This window comes from Mesorhizobium sp. M0904 (assembly GCF_040319475.1).
In the GTDB taxonomy this organism is placed as follows: domain Bacteria; phylum Pseudomonadota; class Alphaproteobacteria; order Rhizobiales; family Rhizobiaceae; genus Mesorhizobium.
Genome location: NZ_JAMYOC010000003.1, coordinates 207485 through 225950, shown reverse-complemented (window position 1 = coordinate 225950; position 18466 = coordinate 207485). Strand labels below are relative to the sequence as shown.

Here is an 18466-nt window from a genome sequence, read left to right as displayed (position 1 = left end):
TCGTACTTTCAGGATCGAAGGGAGGATCAAAGGGCGTTCGTGGTTTCGGGATCGAACCAGCGGATGCGATCGGGTTTGGGCGAAAGCCGCAAGTGATCGCCGACGGCGACCGTGGCGTTCGATTCGAGAATGGCGCGAAACAGGCCGCCCTCGACATCGCAGGTGACCAGCGTGTGCGGTCCGAGCGGCTCGACGACGCGCACGGTGGCGTTAATACCTTCGTTGCCGGCGTCCACATCCTCGGGGCGAATGGCGAATTCTATTGTCTGCTTGTCCGATTTGGGGCCAGGCAGCGTCACCCCGGCGACGGTCCAGTTGCCGTTCGCAGTCTTCGTCGCCGGGATGAAATTCATCGGCGGGTTGCCGATGAAGGAGCCGACGAAGCGGGCCGCCGGATTGCGGTAGACCTCTACCGGCGAGGCCGCCTGGACGATACGGCCCTGATGCATGACGGCGATGCGGTCGGCAAGGCTCATCGCCTCGACCTGGTCGTGGGTAACGTAGATGGTGGTGGTCTTGGACGCCGCCAGCACGCCCTTGAGCTCGGCGCGCATTTCGAGCCTGAGCAGCGCGTCGAGGTTCGATAGCGGCTCGTCCATCAGGATCACATCGGGCTCCATGGCGAGCGCGCGGGCGACGGCCACACGCTGGCGCTGGCCGCCGGAAAGCTGGCCTGAATAGCGCTTCAAAAGTTGCTCGATATGCATGAGCTCCGCGGTGCGGTTGACGCGCCCGTCGACCTCCTGCTGCGGCAGCTTCTTCATGCGCAGGCCGAAGGCGATGTTCTCGAATACCGTCAGGTGCGGAAAGACCGCGTAATTCTGGAACACCATGGCGATGCCGCGGTCGCGCGGCGGCAGATGGTCGACGCGACGGCCGCCGATCCAGACCTCGCCCTGGCTTGGCGTTTCCAGCCCGGCGACGATCCTCAGCAGCGTGGTCTTGCCGCAGCCCGAGGCGCCAAGCAGCACCATGAATTCCTGGTCGGTGATGGTCAGGTCGATCGAATGCAGTGCGGTGAAGCCGCCGAAACGTTTTGCCACCTGCTTGATGACGATCTCAGCCATCGGCGTTCTCTTTTGTGCGCGTCATCGATTGGCGATCCCCCACATGGCGAACAAATATTTGCGGACGGCGAAGATGAAGATCAGCGCCGGAATGACCAGTGCCGCGCCACCGGCAAATTTGAGGTAGAGCGGCGACTCGCCGAGGCTCTGCAGCAGGAAGGCGGTCAGCGTCCGGTTCTCTATGGTGAGCACTGCGGCGGCAAACACCTCGTTCCAGGAGATGGTGAAGGCAAACACCGCCGACGCCGCGATGCCCGGCAGCGCCAGCGGCAGAATGACTTTTCGGAATGCCTGCAATCTCGTGCAGCCCAGCGTCCAGGCAGCTTCCTCCAGCTCGACTGGGATGCCGGAGAACAGCGAGAAGGTGATCAGCACGGCAAACGGCAGCGCCAGCGTGGTGTGGACCAGCGCCAGCCCGATCGCGGTATCGTCGAGGCCGGTGCGGATGAACATCACCGCCAGCGGCAGCGCCAGCAGCGGCAGCGGGAAGGCGCGGGTCATCAGCACGAGGAAACGGAACGTTTCCTTGCCTGGAAAATCGAAGCGCGACAGCGCGTAGCCCGCGGGTGCGCCGAAGCCGATCGAGAGCAGCATCGTCAGCGTGGCGACGAGAACGGAGTTCCACAGCGCCTTGGCAACACCAGCGAAATTGATGAAGAAAGAAAGGCTGCCGAAATCGAATGACGGGAAGAAGCGCTTGGGAAAGGCGGTCACCTCTTCCGGCGACGACAGCGCGTTGACGATCAACAGATAGATCGGCAGCAGCACCCAGACGCAAAGCAGGATGACGGTGGCGACCAGCAACCAGTTGCCGGCTTTGCGGGCCTCAGGCGCCGCGATCGGGAGCTCCGCGACCGTGCTCATATCCGCGCTTCCTTCGGCACACGCAGCACCCGCAGGAAGAACAGCGTGAAACCGATCGAGATGGCGAGGATGAACAGCGCCATGGCGGCGGCGACATTGCGGTCCTGCAGCGTGAACTGCCAATTGTAGGTCTCGCCCATCAGCACCGGCAGATTGGTGCCGCCGAGTGCTGCAACCACGGCGAAGACTTCAAAGGCAAGGATGACGCGCAGGATGATCGCCGTCTGCAGGCTTGGGCGCAGCAGAGGCAGCGTGATCTTGATGAAGCGCTTCCACGGGCTAGCGCCAAAAACCTCCGCCGCCTCGTAGTATTCCCGGGGGATCAGCCCCATGCCGGCGACCAGAATGACCATCATGATGGCGGTCGCGCGCCAGATCTCGGCCAGCGCCACGGCGATGAAGATCGTCAGCTTGCTCTGGTAGCCGAGGAACATAACCGGCCTGTGGATGACGCCGAGATTGGAGAGCAAGGTGTTCAGGAAGCCGGACTGGTCGAAGATGGCGAGCCAGATCAGCCCGGCGGCGAGATCGGAGATGCCGAGCGGAATAGCGAAGATGTAAAGCGCGGTGCTGCGCCCGGTTTCAAGCCGCGACACCACCGTTGCCATCAGCAGCGCCATCACCAGTTGGATCGGCACGACGATGGCGCTCAGCAGCAGCGTATTGCGGACAGTGACCGGAAACTTCCAGCTGCCCGCCATGGTGCGGAAATTGTCGAGCGTAAAACCGCCGTCGCGGGTGAACGCCTCGAAGGCGACCAGCGCGAACGGGTAGAGGAAGAAGACGCAGAGGAACAGCGTCGCCGGCATCAGCAGCAGATAGGGAAGGGCCTTGCCGTGCATGGAGCGCTCTCTATTCGACGCTTGAAAAAAGGGTGGGCGCCCGGCGCGCTGGAAATCCGGACGCCCAGGGAGGATTCCTAATCGACCGGGCAGGCGCCTTGCGATGGCTTGTCGGGCGCCCAGCACGGCGCCTTCGCCTGTTCGATGATCGCTTTCAGCGCCGTCGCCTGTTCGTCGAGCACGCCGTGCACATCCTCGCCGCCGAGCACGATGCGCTCGAAGCTGTCGGTGTAGATCTGATTGAACTTGCCGCTGAGGCCGCCAAGTCCCATCGGCAGCAGCGCCGGCAACGCATCGGGAGCTGCTGTCATGGTGGCGATCACTGGGCTGAAAGCCTTCACCGAGGCCGGCATGTCGTCGGGCAGCTTGACGTTGACGATGGGGAAGAAGTTTGTCGCCTTCAGCGTCGCGATCTGGGTTTCCGGTTTCAGCATATAGGCGACCAGCGCCTTGGCCTTGTCCATGTCAGGCGAGGTCTTCGGGATAGCGACACCGGCCACCACCGGCATGTAGCCGCGGCCTGCCGGGCCAGCCGGCGCCGGAAAGGCGACGAAGTCATTGGGTTTCTGGTTAAAGGCGTCGGCAAGCCGCGCCACGTGGTCGAATGCCACCCAGACTTCGCCGGTCAGCAGCGGCTCCTGCATGAAGGCATAGTTGGTCGAATTCGGGTTGGTGTACTGCCACAACTCCTTGAATTTGTTCCACGCCGTCTCGGCCTCCGCCGAGCGGAACTTGGTCACCATCGAACCGGTATAAGACGGAAGGAGAAAACCCTCGAAGAAACGATGCTTCAGCCCTTTCGGGCCGGCCGGAAAACCGAACTTGGGTGAACCAGTCTTTTCCGCGATGTTTTTCGCCCACTCGATCAGTTGGTCATAAGTGATGGTGTTGAGATCGGTGCCGGCCGGCAGATATTGCAGCGCCTGTTTGTTGGCCGCCATCAGAAAGGTGGCCTGCATCCATGGCAGGTACTTCTGCTCGCCGGTGCCGAGCATGCCGAGCTTCTTGTAGGTCTCGTTGACCCTGACGCCACCGAGATCGACGCCGGATAGATCGACAAGGTTCGCGCCGACGGTGGAGAAGTCTCCGTGCAGGCCGCCGAGCACGCCTATGGTGCCGGAGCCGGCCTGCAGTTCGGCCTGAAGGCGGGTGAGCCAGGGCCCGTCCTCGGCGACCTGATAGTCGACCTGGCCGTCAAACCCCTTCAGCACTTCGCTGCGCATCTTCTGTGTCTCTTCCACTGGTCGCGCCTGTGTCGACCAGAACAGCACCTGCTGGGCTTGTGCTGCGCCGGCAGCAAGCGACAACGCCAGCACCGCACCTGCCAATGTCCTCAACGCATTCATCGTCATCTTCCTCCCTGGTTGTGCGCCGCTAAGGCGTCAGTTCCGTCCTGTAGGTGCCGGGCCATGGCTTGCCCGCGAGACAAGTGTCGGCCGCACCAGCCGCGTCAGCGGCGTGGTCGGCCTGTCGCCGATGACGGTCAGCAGCATCTCGCCGATCTCGCGCGCGCACTGGCGGATCGAGGCGTCGAAAGTGGTCAGCCCCGGCGGCGCATAGGCGGAGGCGGCTATGTTGTCGAAGCCGATCACCGACAGGTCGCGAGGAATGGCAAGTCCGGCGCGCCCCGCCTCTTCCATCACAGTCAGCGCCAGCTCGTCGAACAGCGCGACAATGGCCGTCGGCCGCTCGGCAGCGTGCAGCAGCCGGTTGATCGCCTGGATGCGGGCACCGCGATCGAAACGCGGCGCCGTCGCCACATCGAGCCTGACCGACGGATCGCCCCGGCGGGCGATCGCGGCGGCGAGCCCATCCTGCCTAAGATGGCGAAACGTCATCGGCTCGGAAATCGTCACCAGGCCGAAATGCCGGTGTCCGAGGTCGTAGAGCATGTCGAAGGCTTCGCCGAAAGCATGTGCGCCATCGGTATCGAGCCAATGGTAGGCAAAGTCGCCGTCGAGCAGCCTGCCATGCGCGACGAACGGGAAATTGCGTTGGCGCAAATAGGCAAGCCGCTCGTCGACCTCGGCGATACGGGTGACGACGACCCCGTCGGCGCGGCCCGATTCGACGACATGGCGAAGCACGGAAAGTTCCGACTGGCCCTGCGCCGCTGCGGCCAGGATCAGGTCGGAGCCGTGCGAAACCAGCCCTTCGCCGAGCCCTGTGACGAATTCGCCGAGGAAGGAATCGACCAGATTGGGGCCGCGGATCGGCAGCACCATGCCGACAAAGCCGCTGCGGCCGGAGACCAGCGTGCGGGCTGCGGTATTCGGCACATAGCCGGCCAGGCGCGCGGCCTCGGTGACACGTTGGCGCGTTTTCAAGGCGATCTGCTCGTGGCCGGCAAGGGCCCGCGAAACGGTGGTGATTGACAGGCCGAGCTGCGCAGCAAGTTCCTTGAGGGTGGTAACGCGGGCCGGCATCGTTCCTCCCGAACGAAGTTTGAAACGTTTGTAATCACTTCAAGCGAAATTACAAACGTTTTAAATGGCGCGCGGTTGGTGTGATTTCTTGCCCGTTGGGTAGCGCGGCCCTATCGACCCCGGCCCGCAAGCTCCTGGTCGGCGATTTAAACGCAGCGGTTGCTTGACTCGGGCGACGCCTTGTGAAAAATTTTGCAGCAACTGATAAAAATATCAAAGGGCGGAAATGGTTGGTTTTGGCAACGGCCTGCTGCGCGACGATGAGACAGGTATGGCAGCCCGTGCCGCCTGGCTTCACTATGCCGGCGGCCTGACCCAGTCGGAGGTCGCCAAGCGGCTCGGCCTGACCAGCCTCAAGGCGCATCGTTTGATCACCAAGGCCAATCAGGAAGGCCTGGTCAAAGTCTATATCGACGGCGAAGTCTCCGAATGCGTGGAGCTTGAGGACGAGTTGTCCGGCCGCTACGGCCTCGACTATTGCGAGGTGGTTCCGGACTTCGATGCCGAAGACCTGCCGCTCAAGGCGCTCGGCATCGCCGGCGCGCAGTTTCTCAAGCGCGAGATCGAACGCGGCGAAGAGGCGCTGATCGGCGTCGGCCACGGCCGCACGCTTGCCGCCTGCGTGGAGTATCTGCCGCGCATATCGGCCGGCCGGATCCGTTTCGTCTCGCTGCTTGGCGGCCTGACGCGCAAGTTCTCGGCCAATCCGCATGACGTCATCCACCGCGTCGCCGAACGGACCGGTGCGGAGGCCTATGTGATGCCCGTACCGATGTTCGCCAACACGGTCGAGGATCGAACCGTGTTGCTCGGGCAGAAGGGCGTCAGCGATGTCTTCGACCTCGCCAAGTCCGCCGACTTGCTTATCGCCGGCATCGGCACCGCCGAGCGTGAGGCCTCGCTTGTCGCCACCGGTATGATCGAGAAGGGCGAGATGGAGGAGATCCGCCGCAATGGCGGCGTCGGCGAACTGCTCGGGCATTTCTTCGACGACGCCGGAAAGGCCGTTGCGACGACGCTTTCCGACCGGGCGCTGGCGCTGGCGCGCGAAGACATCAGCAACCGCAGGATTGTCGCCGTCGCCGGCGGCAAGGTGAAGGTTCGCGCCATCAAGTCAGTGCTGGAGGGCCGTTATCTCAAAGGCTTGATAACCGACGAGCGGACGGCGCGATCGCTCGTGGAACAGACGCCGGTCGGGTAGCCGGCAACCATTTCGTTGAAACTACCCTGTGGAGGAGAAGAGAAATGCATGAGAAAGAGAAAGACCTCATCGACGCGTTCCTGCGTGGACAAGTCGACCGCCGTGGGCTGATCAAGGGCCTCGGTGCAATGGGCCTTGCCGCCAGCACCGCCGGCACACTGCTCAATTTCGGGCAGACCCGCGCCCTGGCGGCTGATTTCGACTGGCAGGCGCACAAGGGCAAGACCATCAAGCTGTTGCTCAATAAGCATCCTTACGCCGATGCGATGATCGCCAACCTCGACAATTTCAAGCAGTTGACCGGCATGAATGTCGTCTATGACGTGTTCCCCGAAGACGTCTATTTCGACAAGGTTACCGCCGCGCTGTCGGCCAGCTCGCCCGAATACGATGCCTTCATGACCGGCGCCTACATGACCTGGACCTACGGCCCGGCCGGCTGGATCACCGACCTCAACGAATGGATCAAGGATCCGGCCAAGACCAACCCGAAATATGCCTGGGACGACTTCCTGCCAGGCGTCAGGAAGTCCTGCGCCTGGAACGGCCAGCCTGGCGGAGTGCTCGGTTCCGACGACGCCAAGCAGTGGTGCATTCCGTGGGGCTTCGAACAGAACAACATCACCTACAACAAGGGCATGTTCGACAAGGTCGGCGTCAGCGTTCCCGGCAATATGGATGAGATGGTCGCTACGGCGGCGAAGCTCACCAAGGACGTCGGCGGTGGCGTCTACGGCATCGGCGTGCGCGGCTCGCGCTCCTGGGCAACGATCCACCCGGGCTTCCTGTCGGCCTACGCCAATTTCGACCAGAAGGACCTGAACGTCTCGGCTGACGGCAAGCTGTCGGCCGCAATGAGCACCGCCGAATCCAAGGCTTTCCACAAACAGTGGGTCCAGATGATTCAGGAGAGCGGCCCGAAGGACTGGTCGACCTACACCTGGTACCAGGTCGGCACCGATCTCGGTGCAGGCGCCTCGGCGATGATCTACGATGCCGACATTCTCGGCTACTTCATGAATGGCGGCGATAACAAGATGGCCGGCAAGCTCGCCTTCGCGGCGTTCAAGGCCAATCCCGCCGCCAAGGCACCGACGCCCAATATCTGGATCTGGTCGTTGTCGATGTCCAACTTCTCCAAGGACAAGGACGCCACCTGGTACTTCATGCAATGGGCATCCGGACCCGAGCATGCACTGTTCGGTGCGACCAAGATGGACTTCGTCAATCCGGTCCGCCAGTCGGTCTGGAACGACCAGATGTTCCGGGACAAGTTGAACAAGAGCTATCCCGGTTATGTCGAGATGTTCGACGTCTCGGCGCCGGGCGCCAGCATCAAGTTCACTCCGCAGCCGCTGTTCTTCGATCTCACCACCGAATGGGCGGCGACGCTGCAGAAGATGGTGGCCAAGGAAGTGCCGGTCGACGAGGGCCTCGACAAGCTGGCCGAGAGCATCAACGGCCAGCTCAAGGAAGCCGGGCTCGGCTAAGGCGCGGCAAAGGCTGGCCCGTCGCGGGCCAGCCTTTGAGATGTGATCGTTTGCGACGCGGTCCCGAAAGGTGCCGCCTGCTCGCCCGACCGGCCGCCTTGCTCCCTTGGGCGGCCGGGACGGCGAAGCAACAGGATGACGGAGCAGCAGATGACTGCGGCGACAATACAAAGAAACAGGCCGTCGGGCTTTAGGATCAGCAAGCGTGTGCTGCCTTACCTCCTCAGCCTGCCTGCCCTGCTGGTCTGCATCGGAATCCTGATCCCGTTCCTGACCTCGGTGGTCTATTCGTTCCAGCGCTACCGGTTGAGCCAACCCTGGGCGCGGCAGTTCAACTGGGGCGACAACTATATCTCCTTCTTCACCGACCCGAAGTTCTGGAACACGCTGGAGATTTCGCTGCTCTACGCCGGCATCACCGTCGTGCTCGAGCTGCTTCTCGGTCTCGGCATCGCCATGCTGCTGCAGAAGCGCTCGACGTTAAACAACTTCATCTCGATAATGCTGTTGATGCCGCTGATGACGGCGCCGGCGCTCGCCGCGCTGATGTGGAAGCTGATGACCAATCCCGGCTTCGGTGTGCTCAGCTATCTCGCTAGCCTAATCGGGCTGCAGGATTTCCGCTGGGCCTCGTCTCCGTCGACGGCATTGCTCACCGTCGTCCTTGTCGACATCTGGGTCTACACGCCTTTCATCATGATCCTGCTGCTTGCCGGACTGCGCAGCCTGCCGACGCAGCCCTTCGAGGCGGCAGCACTCGACGGCGTGCCGCGCAGCTTCGTCTTCTTCCGCATCACCCTGCCGATGCTGACCCCCTACATCCTGACAGCGACGCTGTTCCGCCTGCTCGATTCAATCCAGCAGTTCGACATCATCTACGCCATGACCCAAGGCGGGCCGGGCGATACGCTGACCGTCTTCCAGGTGGAGGCCTATCTCAACTTCTTCCAGTCGACCAATGTCGGCCGCTCGGCAGCACTGATGATCATCCTGTGGGCGATCACCTATTTCCTCTCGAACATTTTCATCAAGAACTGGCTGCGGCTGCGCGAACGCGCCCGTGGCCATGCATAGGAGGCTGGCATGGAACACACCTCCCTTCTCGAACGCATCCTGCGTGGCATAGCCCTGGCGCTGGTCGTGATCTTCTTCATGTTCCCGATCGTCTGGATCCTGATGATGTCGTTCCAGACCAACGAGACAATCCTGCGGATCCCGCCGCAGCTTGTCTTCGAGCCGACGCTCGCCAACTACACCGCCTTGATCACAGGCAAGCTGATGACGGCAGCCGGCACGCTCGACATCGCCTTCATGCGCAATCTCTGGAATTCCGTCTTCCTGTCGGTCACCTCGGTTGCCGTCGCGCTGCTGCTCGGCGTTCCCGCAGCCTATGCCTTTGCACGGCACAAATTCCGTGGCTCGGAGGACATCGCGTTCACGCTGCTGTCGTTCCGGTTCGCGCCGGCGCTGCTGGTGCTTTTGCCGCTCACCCTCTATTTCCAGAAGCTCGGGCTGGCCAACACCTATATCGGGCTGATCTGGGTCTACCAGCTGATCTGCCTGCCGCTAATCCTGTGGATCGTGCGCGGCTATTTCGAGGATATTCCGGCCGACATCGAATACGCCTACCGCATTGCCGGCCATTCCTGGTTTGCCACCTTCCGCAAGATCGCGCTGCCGCTCGCCGGGCCGGGCATTGCCGCTGCCGGCCTGCTCGCCTTCATCTTCGCCTGGAACAATTTCGTCTTTGCGCTGGTGCTCGCCTCGGCCGACAAGCAGCCGGTGACGGTCGGCGCGCTGGCGTTCATCACCTCCTCCGGCATCCAGTACGGCCAGATCTCAGCCGCGATCGTGCTGTCGATCACGCCGACGCTGGCGCTCGCGCTTTATGCGCAGCGTTATCTCGTCGAAGGCCTGTCGCTTGGCGCGGTGAAAGGATAGTCCGATGGCAAGCCTCGAACTGCGAAACATCGTCAAGCGCTACAAAAGCCAGACCGTTCTCGATAATCTGTCGCTGACCGTCGCTGACGGCGAAACGCTGGTCCTGTTCGGGCCGTCCGGCGCCGGCAAGACGGTGCTATTGCGGCTGGTCGCCGGCGTCATCGACCCCGACGAGGGACAGATCCTTATCGGCGGCGAGGACATGACCGACGTCGACGCCGAGTTCCGCGGCGTCGGCATGGCATTCCAGAACTTCGCGCTGTTCCCGCATATGACGGCCTTCGACAACATCGCCACGCCGCTGCAGGCGAAGCATTCGTCGCAGGGCGCGATCAAGGCCGGCGTCGAGAGCGTCGGCAAGCTGTTGAAGATCGGCCATGTGCTCAGCCACAAGCCGCGGGCGCTGTCCAACGGCCAGAAGCAGCGCACCGCGCTTGCCCGCGCCCTGGTCGGCTCGCCGCCGCTTCTGCTGCTCGACGATCCCTTGCGCAACGTCGATGCCAAATTGCGCTTCGAAATGCGGCTCGAACTGCCAAGACTGCTCGCCGATCGTGGCGCAACCGTTGTCTACGTCACCCAGGACTACAAGGAAGCGATGGCGCTTGGCGATCGCATCGCAGTGATGTCGCAAGGCGTCGTGAAACAGCTCGGCACGCCCGAACAGATCTATCGCGAGCCGGCCAACGTCGAGATCGCCCGACTGTTCGGCGACCCGACCATCAACCTGCTCGACGTCAAGCCGTCCCGGGATGCCAAGGGCGTCTATGTCGGCCTGTCCAATGTCCAGGTCCATCTGGCCGGCGCGCATGAGGCGGCGGTCGGCCGTGACTGCGTGATCGGCTTGCGGCCGGAGGCGCTGGCCTTTGTTGACGAAGGCACGTCCGGCGCCATCCCGGTGACGGTCGAGGCCGAGACGCCGCTCAACGAGAAGATCGTCACACTGGTGCGCACCGTGCGAGGCCGTGAAATCCTGGTCTCGCGTCCGTCCGGGATACCGGGTCAATCCGAGGGCAGGGCGCATATCGCTGTCGACAGCAAAAGCGCCCTGCTGTTCGATCGTGCAAGCGGCGAGCGCATCGGCTCGAAAAATGTCGTCAATTTGCGCAGTGGAGAAGCGGCATGAGCCCGAGCGCAATCACCATTTCGGGCGTCGACAAGTTCTACGGTCCGATCGACCGCGGCGTGCACGCCGTCAAGAACCTGACGATGGAAATCGCCAATGGCGAGATCGTGGCACTGCTCGGCTCATCCGGCTGCGGCAAGACCTCGACATTGCGCATGATCGCAGGCTTCGAAGAGGTCTCGCGCGGCACAATCTCGGTTGCCGGCCGCAAGGTGCACACGTTGCCGCCGGTCAAGCGCAACGTCGCGATGGCCTTCGAGGGCTATTCGCTCTACCCGCCGCTGACCGTGCGCGAGAACATGGCCTTCGCCCTCAAGGCTGCCAGGCTGGCTAAGAGCGCGGTCGATGCAAAGGTTGCTCATATCGCCAAGCTGCTTGAGATAGAGGACATTCTCGAGCGCTATCCGAGCTCGATCTCCGGCGGCCAGCAGCAGCGCGCCAGCCTCGGCCGGGCGCTGATCCGCGAAGCCAACCTGCACCTGCTGGACGAGCCGATGGGCCAACTCGAGCCGCAGCTTCGCGCTGTGCTGCGCGGCCGCATCAAGCACTTCATCAAGGAGCGCGGCCTGACCGCGATCCTGGTCACCCACGATCAGACGGAGGCCAATGCGCTGGCCGACCGTATCGCCGTCATGGAAGGCGGCGTGCTGCAGCAGTTCGATACGCCTGACAGGATCAAGGAGCGGCCGGCAAACCTGTTCACCGGCACCTTCGTTGGCGAGCCGCCAATGAATGTCTTCGAAGCCTATGTTGGCACGACTGACGGCAAGATCAGTCTCAAGCTGCCCGACGGGCTTTCGCTCGACTACGACAAGGATGCCTTCAGCGGCCCGGTTCGCGACGAATTGCTCAACCGGCAGCGCGTCGTCATCGGCGTCAGGCCTTATGCTGTCCGCCGCTCCAAGGACGGCGTGCCGGCCACGGTTTCGGCCAATCAATGGCTCGGCGATCAGACCCATATCGCCGCCGATTTCGCCGGCGGTTCGCTGGTTCTGGTCGAGCATGACCGGACCCGCCTGGAGCTCGGGGCGCCGATCAAGGTCAGCATCGATCCAAAAAACCTGCACGTCTTCGATCAGGCGAGCGGTGACGCCATTTCGCACGGCACGGAGCTTGCCTGATGCGGGATGTGCTGATCGGCGTCGACGCCGGCACGTCTGTCATCAAATCCGTCGCCTTCGACACGGCGGGCAGGCAGATCGCGGCCGCCGCGCTGCCCAACAAGTACGAGACACTGCCGGGCGGCGGCGCCGAGCAGGACCTGACACGCACCTGGGCCGATACCGCGACGACCTTGCGCGAGCTTGCCAACAAGGTGCCGGACCTCGCCAGCCGGACCATTGCCATCGCCGTGACCGGGCAGGGCGACGGCACCTGGTTGATCGACAAGGATGGTGAGCCGGTGGCCAAGGGCTGGCTGTGGCTCGACGCGCGCGCTGCCGCGGTCGTCGAGGAGATACGCGCGCGGCCCGAGGACCGGCTGCGCTTCGAAAAGACCGGCAGCGGGCTCGCTGCCTGCCAGCAAGGATCGCAGTTCGTCTTCATGAAGCGCCACATGCCCGCGATGCTTGCCAATGCAGCGACGGCCTTCCACTGCAAGGACTGGCTCTATTTCAAGTTGACCGGCCAACGCGCCACCGACCCGTCCGAGGGCACCTTTACCTTCGGCGACTTCCGCACGCGCGGCTATTCAGATGATGTGCTCGAGGTACTCGGAGTCACCGATCTCCGGCATCTGCTGCCGCCGATCGTAGATGGCACCAGGCAAAGCACCTCGCTGTCGGCGGCAGCAGCCAAAGCCACCGGTCTGCTCGCCGGCACACCGGTCGTTCTGGCCTATGTCGATGTCGCCTGCACGGCGCTTGGCGCCGGCCTGTTCGATCGCGAGCGCAAGCCGGGATGCTCGATCATTGGCTCCACCGGAATGCATATGCGGCTTGCCGAAACGCCGGAGGAGGTTCTGCTCAATGAGGCTGCAACCGGCTACACGATGACGATGCCGGCGCCGGGCGTCTTTGCGCAGATGCAGTCGAACATGGCGGCAACGCTCAATATTGACTGGGTCCTTGGCCTCGCCTCCGGCATTCTCGCCTCGCAAGGTATCACACGGACCAATGGCGAGATGATCGCGCTGGTCGACCAGTGGATATCGTCGTCCGAGCCAGGCTCGTTGCTCTACCAGCCTTATGTCTCGGAGGCCGGCGAGCGCGGCCCGTTCGTCGATGCCAATGCCCGGGCCGGCTTCATCGGCATTTCGTCCAGGCACGGCTATGCCGACATGGTTCGTGCGGTGTTCGAGGGGCTGGCTTTCGCGGCACGCGATTGCTACGCCGCCATGGGGCCGCTGCCCAAGGAAATCCGCCTGACCGGCGGAGCGGCCAGGAGCCCGGCGCTGCGCAATATCCTGGGTGCTGCGATCGGCGCCGACATTCGCACCAGCGAGCGGGAGGAGGCCGGTGCGGCGGGCGCCGCAATGATTGCTGCGGTCTGCGTCGGCCAGTACGCATCGATGGACGATTGCGTCAGTGAATGGGTCACACCGTTGCTCCGTGCGGCCGAGCCCAGCGACCGAAAGCTTGCCGCTGCCTATGAGGCGATGGCTCCGTCCTACACATTGGCGCACCAGGCGCTGCGGCCGGTCTGGCGTTCGCTGGCCGCGTCCAGGCAAACCGACGTGAATTGAGAAGAGCATGCCCAAGAAAATTGCGATCATCGGCGACCGCTTCATGCTTCCGGACGTGTTTCGCGAGAAAATCGAGGCGGCCTGCGGCGACAATCTCGACATCCGCACCGTTGAGACCGCTTGGCCCGACGAGCCGATGCAATTCGGCAATGCGGCGCTCGGCCTCGACAAGGTCAAGGAGTATTTCGGCGATCCGGACGAGGTGGTCGATTTTATCGGCGATGCCGAAATTTTTGTTACCCAGCTTGCGCCGCTCTCCGAAGCCATGATGCAGCGCCTGCCCACACTCAAGCTGGTTGCGGTGTCGCGCGGCGGGCCGATCAACATCGACATGGCTGCCGCCAAGGCCCATGGCATCACGGTGGTCAATGTGCCCGGCCGCAACGCCAGCGCGGTGGCCGAGTTCACCATCGGCGCCATTCTCGCCGAAACGCGGCTGATCCGCGTCGGCCACGAAGCCTTGCGCAAGGGCGAGTGGCGCGGCGATCTCTACCGCGCCGACCGCACCGGCCGCGAGCTCAACGAAATGACCGTTGGCGTTATCGGCTATGGCAATATCGGCACCAGGCTGGTTCGGCTGCTGCGTGCTTTCGGCTGTCGCATCCTGGTCTCCGATCCCTATGTGCAGTTGAGCGTCGAGGACCGCAATGCCGGCGTCGAGCTGGTAGCGCTGGACGATCTGCTGTCGCGCTCCGATGTGGTCACGCTGCATTCCCGGGTCACCGAAGAGACGCGCGGCCTCATCGGCAAGGACGCTATTGCCCGGATGAAGCCAGGCGTAATCTTCGTCAATACCGCGCGCGGACCGCTGGTTGACTACGATGCACTCTACGAGGCGCTCGTCTCGGGACAGATCGGCAGTGCCATGTTGGAGACGTTCGCCGTCGAGCCGGTGCCTGCCGACTGGCCCTTGCTGCAGTTGCCGAACGTGACACTGACGCCGCATATCGCCGGCGCGTCGGTGCGCACGGTGACTTATGCGGCCGAGCAGGCGGCCGAGGAAGTGCGCCGCTTCATCGCCGGTCTGCCTCCGGTCAATCCATGCTGACGACAGGGCATCGAGCGAGATGAACGGTGAAACCGAAATCGTCGACCTCTTCGTCATCGGCGGTGGCGTCAATGGCGCCGGAATCGCGCGCGATGCGGCGGGCCGTGGCCTGTCGGTCATTCTTTGCGAAAAAGGCGATCTCGCCGAAGGCACCAGTTCGCGATCGGGAAAGCTCGTTCATGGCGGTTTGCGCTATCTCGAATATTACGAGTTCCGCCTGGTGCGGGAGGCGCTGATCGAGCGCGAGGTGCTGCTCGAATCCGCGCCGCACATCATCTGGCCTATGCGCTTCGTGCTGCCGCACAGCCCCGATGACCGGCCGGCCTGGCTGGTCCGGCTCGGCCTGTTCCTCTACGATCATCTTGGCGGCCGCAAGCGGCTGCCGGCCACCCGCACGCTGGACCTGCGCACCGCACCCGAAGGCGCGCCGATCAAGGACGCCTTCAAGCGCGGCTTCGAATATTCCGACTGCTGGGTCGACGACGCCCGCCTGGTCGTCATCAACGCGCTCGACGCCGCGGAGCGTGGGGCCAGGATATTCACCCGAACCGCCTGCATTGCCGCCCGTCGCGAAAGCGGCCTGTGGTCGGTGGAGATGCGCGACGGTCGAACCGGCGTCAGGACCACAGTCCGGGCACGGGCGCTGATCAACGCCGGCGGTCCCTGGGTCAACGACATCGTCAACCGCGTGGCCGGCCAGAACTCCAAGCGGAACGTGCGCCTGGTCAAGGGCAGCCACATTGTCGTGCCAAAATTCTGGGAAGGGCGACAGGCCTATCTCGTCCAAAACAGCGACAAGCGCGTGATCTTCATCAATCCCTACCAGAACGATCTGGCGCTGATCGGCACCACCGACATCCCCTATGACGGGCGGCCGGAAGACGTGACCGCGGATGCCGGCGAGATCGATTATCTGATCAAGGTGGTCAACCGCTACTTCAAGCGCCAGCTTGCGCGCGGCGACGTCGTTCATTCGTTTTCCGGCGTCAGGCCGCTCTATGACGACAATGCCGACAATCCGAGTGCGGTGACCCGCGATTATATTTTCGAACTCGACGCTTCGGCAGGGCAGGCGCCGCTGCTTTCCGTCTTCGGCGGCAAGATCACCACCTTCCGCAAATTGGCCGAGCACGCGCTGGACCGCATCGCCCCGTTCTTTCCGAAGATGGGCAAGCCGTGGACCTCGAAAGGGCATCTGCCGGGCGGCGATATCGCCAATGCCGATTTCGAGCAGTTCCTCGGTGACCTCGGCCACGAATATCCTTGGATGCCCGCCTCCCTGGTCAAGCATTATGGCCGGCTCTATGGCACAAGGACGCGTGATCTGGTCGGCGCGGCCGGTTCGCTCGCCGAACTGGGCCGGCGCTTCGGCAAGGATTTTTTCGAGCGCGAAGCTAACTACCTGCTCGAGCACGAATGGGCCGAGACCGCGGCCGATATTCTCGAACGACGCACCAAGCACGGCCTGCATCTGTCCAGCGCGGAAAGAGAAGCGTTCGAGGACTGGTGTTCGAATCGGCTGGCGAAGGCCGGCTGATGGCCTTTACGCTGTCCCTCAACACCAATCCGCTGGTCAACCGTTTTGCCGAACCGGACGACCTGATCGATACGATCGCCTACGACATCGGCATCCGCGACGTGCAGCTCACGCATGAGTTCATCAATCCCGGCTGGCCGGCGGCAACGATCGCTAAATTCACCCGCCTGTTCCGCTCCGCTCTCAACCGCACCGGGGTGCGCGTGACCTCGGCGATGACCGGCCCTTACGGCCGGCTCAATCATTTCGGCCATCCCGATGCCGACGTGCGACGCTACTACGTCGACTGGTTCAAGACCTTTGCCGAAATTTCGGCCGAGCTCGGCGCCGGCGGCATGGGTACGCAGTTCGCGATCTTCACCCATCGGGATTACGACGATCCTGAACGTCGCGCGCGGCTTTTCGACATCGCGCTGGCGTGCTGGCGTGAGGTTGCCGAGCATGCCCAGGCCGCCGGCTTGATCTACCTGTTCTGGGAGCCGATGTCGGTCGGCCGCGAGTTCGGCCATACGATCGAGAGCTGCCGGACGCTGCAGCGCGAGATCGATGCCGCCGGCATGGCGATCCCGCTCAAGATGATGGTCGACATCGATCATGGCGACGTGACGTCGAGCAATCCGGACGACATCGACCCTTATGCCTGGGCCGAAGCCTTTCCAAAGCAATCGCCGATCATCCACGTCAAGCAGTCGTCGATGAACAAGGGTGGCCATTGGCCGTTCATTGCCGCCCACAACAAGGACGGCCGCATCACACCGGAAAAGCTGCTGGAGACGATTCGCCGTGGCGGCGGCGTCGACAACGAGATCTGCCTCGAATTGTCGTTCCGCGAGCGCGAGCCCGTCGACCACCAGGTCATCGCCATGATCCGCGAGTCGGTCGGCTATTGGGCGCCCTTCATCGAGGCCGGCAGGGCCGATCTTTTGCCGCGAGCATGATGGATGAGCAGGAGCCGATGCGGCCCCTGCTCATCCAGAACACATCAGCCGAATTTAGGGTCGAGGCTGCCGGATTTATAGCGCCTGGCCATTTCCGATAGCGGCAGCGGCTTGATCTTCGGTGCGTTGCCGGCGGTGCCGAATTGCTCGAAACGCTCCTTGCAGAGCTTTCGCATGGCGGCCATCGCCGGCGTCAGATATTTGCGCGGGTCGAATTCGCTCGGGTTCTCGGTCAGCACCTTGCGAATGGCGCCGGTCAGCGCCATGCGGTTGTCGGTATCGATGTTGATCTTGCGCACGCCGTGCTTGATGCCGCGCTGGATCTCCTCGACCGGCACCCCCCATGTCGGCTTCATCTGGCCGCCATATTTGTTGATGATCTCCTGCAGCTCCTCCGGCACCGAGGACGAGCCGTGCATGACGAGATGCATGCTCGGCAGGCGGCGGTGAATTTCCTCGATGACGTTCATGGCGAGCACAGCGCCATCCGGCTTGCGGCTGAACTTGTAGGCGCCGTGGCTGGTGCCCATGGCGACGGCCAGCGCATCGACACGGGTGTCGCGCACGAACTGTTCGGCCTGCACGGGATCGGTCAGCAGCTGGTCGTGGCTGATGACGCCCTCGACGCCATGGCCGTCCTCCTGCTCGCCGCCACCCATCTCCAGCGATCCGAGAACGCCGATCTCGCCTTCCACCGAGACGCCGCCCCAATGCGCCATGTCGACGACGCGGCGGGTGATGCCGGAATTATAGGCGTAGTCGGCCGGTGTCTTGCCGTCTTCCTTCAGCGATCCGTCCATCATCACCGACGTGAAGCCGTGCTGGATCGCGGTGACGCAAGTGGCTTCGTTGTTGCCATGGTCGAGATGCATGCAGACCGGGATATCGGGATGGATTTCGACCAGCGCGTCGATCAGCTTGGCCAGCACCACATCGTTGGCGTAGGCTCGCGCGCCGCGGCTTGCCTGCAGGATAACCGGCGATTTGGTCTCCTCGGCTGCCTCCATGATGGCGAGACCCTGTTCCATATTGTTCATGTTGAAGGCAGGCACGCCATAGCCGTATTCGGCGGCATGGTCGAGCAATTGTCTCAGTGTGATGCGAGCCACTCAGTAGTCTCCCGTATCCGGTTTCGGGCCAGTGTTTGCGGGCTGTTCGGTTGTCGTCGAGCCCCTGATGCTTCTGGCCGGATTTCCGCGGCACCGCAACCGCTGGGCGCTCGGCCGGCAGCAATTCTTGTTACAGCACGCGACCAGAAGCGTCATGATATCCCATAGAGATATAACATTATCACAAAAAATTTGGT

At 63.0% G+C, this 18466-nt stretch carries 16 protein-coding genes; 10 read left to right on the top strand and 6 right to left on the bottom strand.

Translation table 11 applies throughout. From position 1 onward, the window contains the following. Window positions 1–26: 26 nt before the first annotated feature. From NKH80_RS05360 to NKH80_RS05340, 5 genes are all read right to left on the bottom strand, one after another. Window positions 27–1067 (bottom strand): ABC transporter ATP-binding protein, encoded by a 1041-nt coding sequence (locus NKH80_RS05360; protein WP_352801354.1) that lies wholly within the window; start codon window positions 1065–1067, stop codon window positions 27–29. Between the two features lie 21 nt (window positions 1068–1088). Beyond that, window positions 1089–1931, bottom strand: coding sequence for a carbohydrate ABC transporter permease (locus tag NKH80_RS05355; protein WP_352645338.1), 843 nt, complete (start codon window positions 1929–1931; stop codon window positions 1089–1091). Further along, window positions 1928–2773: a carbohydrate ABC transporter permease gene (locus tag NKH80_RS05350; RefSeq protein ID WP_352476535.1), complete on the bottom strand. Its 846-nt coding sequence runs from the start codon at window positions 2771–2773 to the stop codon at window positions 1928–1930. The genes NKH80_RS05355 and NKH80_RS05350 overlap by 4 nt, the downstream gene beginning before the upstream one ends. A gap of 77 nt (window positions 2774–2850) precedes the next feature. Further along, the gene (locus NKH80_RS05345) at window positions 2851–4119 is read right to left on the bottom strand and encodes an ABC transporter substrate-binding protein (RefSeq protein WP_352990079.1); all 1269 of its coding nucleotides are present in this window, start codon (window positions 4117–4119) and stop codon (window positions 2851–2853) included. A 36-nt stretch (window positions 4120–4155) separates the two neighbouring features. After that, window positions 4156–5199 carry a LacI family DNA-binding transcriptional regulator gene (locus tag NKH80_RS05340; protein WP_352990076.1) on the bottom strand — a complete coding sequence of 348 codons (1044 nt, stop codon included), beginning with the start codon at window positions 5197–5199 and terminating at the stop codon, window positions 4156–4158. 226 nt (window positions 5200–5425) lie between these two features. Between NKH80_RS05340 and NKH80_RS05335 the strand changes: the two genes are divergently transcribed. The 10 genes from NKH80_RS05335 (at window position 5426) to NKH80_RS05290 (ending at window position 17160) form a co-directional block, all read left to right on the top strand. Next, window positions 5426–6400 carry a sugar-binding transcriptional regulator gene (locus NKH80_RS05335; RefSeq protein ID WP_023676028.1) on the top strand — a complete coding sequence of 325 codons (975 nt, stop codon included), beginning with the start codon at window positions 5426–5428 and terminating at the stop codon, window positions 6398–6400. Window positions 6401–6444: 44 nt separating this feature from the next. Continuing rightward, window positions 6445–7890 carry an ABC transporter substrate-binding protein gene (locus NKH80_RS05330; protein ID WP_254818725.1) on the top strand — a complete coding sequence of 482 codons (1446 nt, stop codon included), beginning with the start codon at window positions 6445–6447 and terminating at the stop codon, window positions 7888–7890. 150 nt (window positions 7891–8040) lie between these two features. Then, entirely contained in the window at window positions 8041–8964 is a 924-nt protein-coding gene (locus tag NKH80_RS05325) for a carbohydrate ABC transporter permease (RefSeq protein WP_254818724.1), read from the top strand. Between the two features lie 9 nt (window positions 8965–8973). After that, window positions 8974–9831 carry a carbohydrate ABC transporter permease gene (locus NKH80_RS05320; RefSeq protein WP_023676025.1) on the top strand — a complete coding sequence of 286 codons (858 nt, stop codon included), beginning with the start codon at window positions 8974–8976 and terminating at the stop codon, window positions 9829–9831. Window positions 9832–9835: 4 nt separating this feature from the next. Beyond that, window positions 9836–10954 carry an ABC transporter ATP-binding protein gene (locus NKH80_RS05315; protein WP_352990072.1) on the top strand — a complete coding sequence of 373 codons (1119 nt, stop codon included), beginning with the start codon at window positions 9836–9838 and terminating at the stop codon, window positions 10952–10954. Then, complete coding sequence (locus tag NKH80_RS05310; RefSeq protein WP_352990069.1) at window positions 10951–12075, top strand: ABC transporter ATP-binding protein; 1125 nt, start codon at window positions 10951–10953, stop codon at window positions 12073–12075. Before NKH80_RS05315 ends, NKH80_RS05310 begins: the two co-directional genes overlap by 4 nt. Beyond that, a complete protein-coding gene (locus NKH80_RS05305; RefSeq protein WP_352990066.1) occupies window positions 12075–13637 on the top strand; it encodes an FGGY-family carbohydrate kinase in 1563 nt (520 codons plus the stop codon). The genes NKH80_RS05310 and NKH80_RS05305 overlap by 1 nt, the downstream gene beginning before the upstream one ends. 7 nt (window positions 13638–13644) lie before the next feature. Further along, on the top strand, window positions 13645–14685 hold the full coding sequence (locus tag NKH80_RS05300) for a 2-hydroxyacid dehydrogenase (RefSeq protein ID WP_352701794.1): 1041 nt from the start codon (window positions 13645–13647) through the stop codon (window positions 14683–14685). Window positions 14686–14704: 19 nt separating this feature from the next. Then, a complete protein-coding gene (locus NKH80_RS05295; RefSeq protein WP_352701792.1) occupies window positions 14705–16222 on the top strand; it encodes a glycerol-3-phosphate dehydrogenase in 1518 nt (505 codons plus the stop codon). Continuing rightward, entirely contained in the window at window positions 16222–17160 is a 939-nt protein-coding gene (locus NKH80_RS05290) for a sugar phosphate isomerase/epimerase family protein (RefSeq protein ID WP_352505459.1), read from the top strand. Before NKH80_RS05295 ends, NKH80_RS05290 begins: the two co-directional genes overlap by 1 nt. 44 nt (window positions 17161–17204) lie before the next feature. Here the strand turns inward: NKH80_RS05290 and fba are convergent, their stop codons facing one another. Beyond that, window positions 17205–18269, bottom strand: a complete 1065-nt coding sequence (fba, locus tag NKH80_RS05285; protein WP_352701790.1) for a class II fructose-bisphosphate aldolase — start codon at window positions 18267–18269, stop codon at window positions 17205–17207. Window positions 18270–18466: the final 197 nt, after the last annotated feature.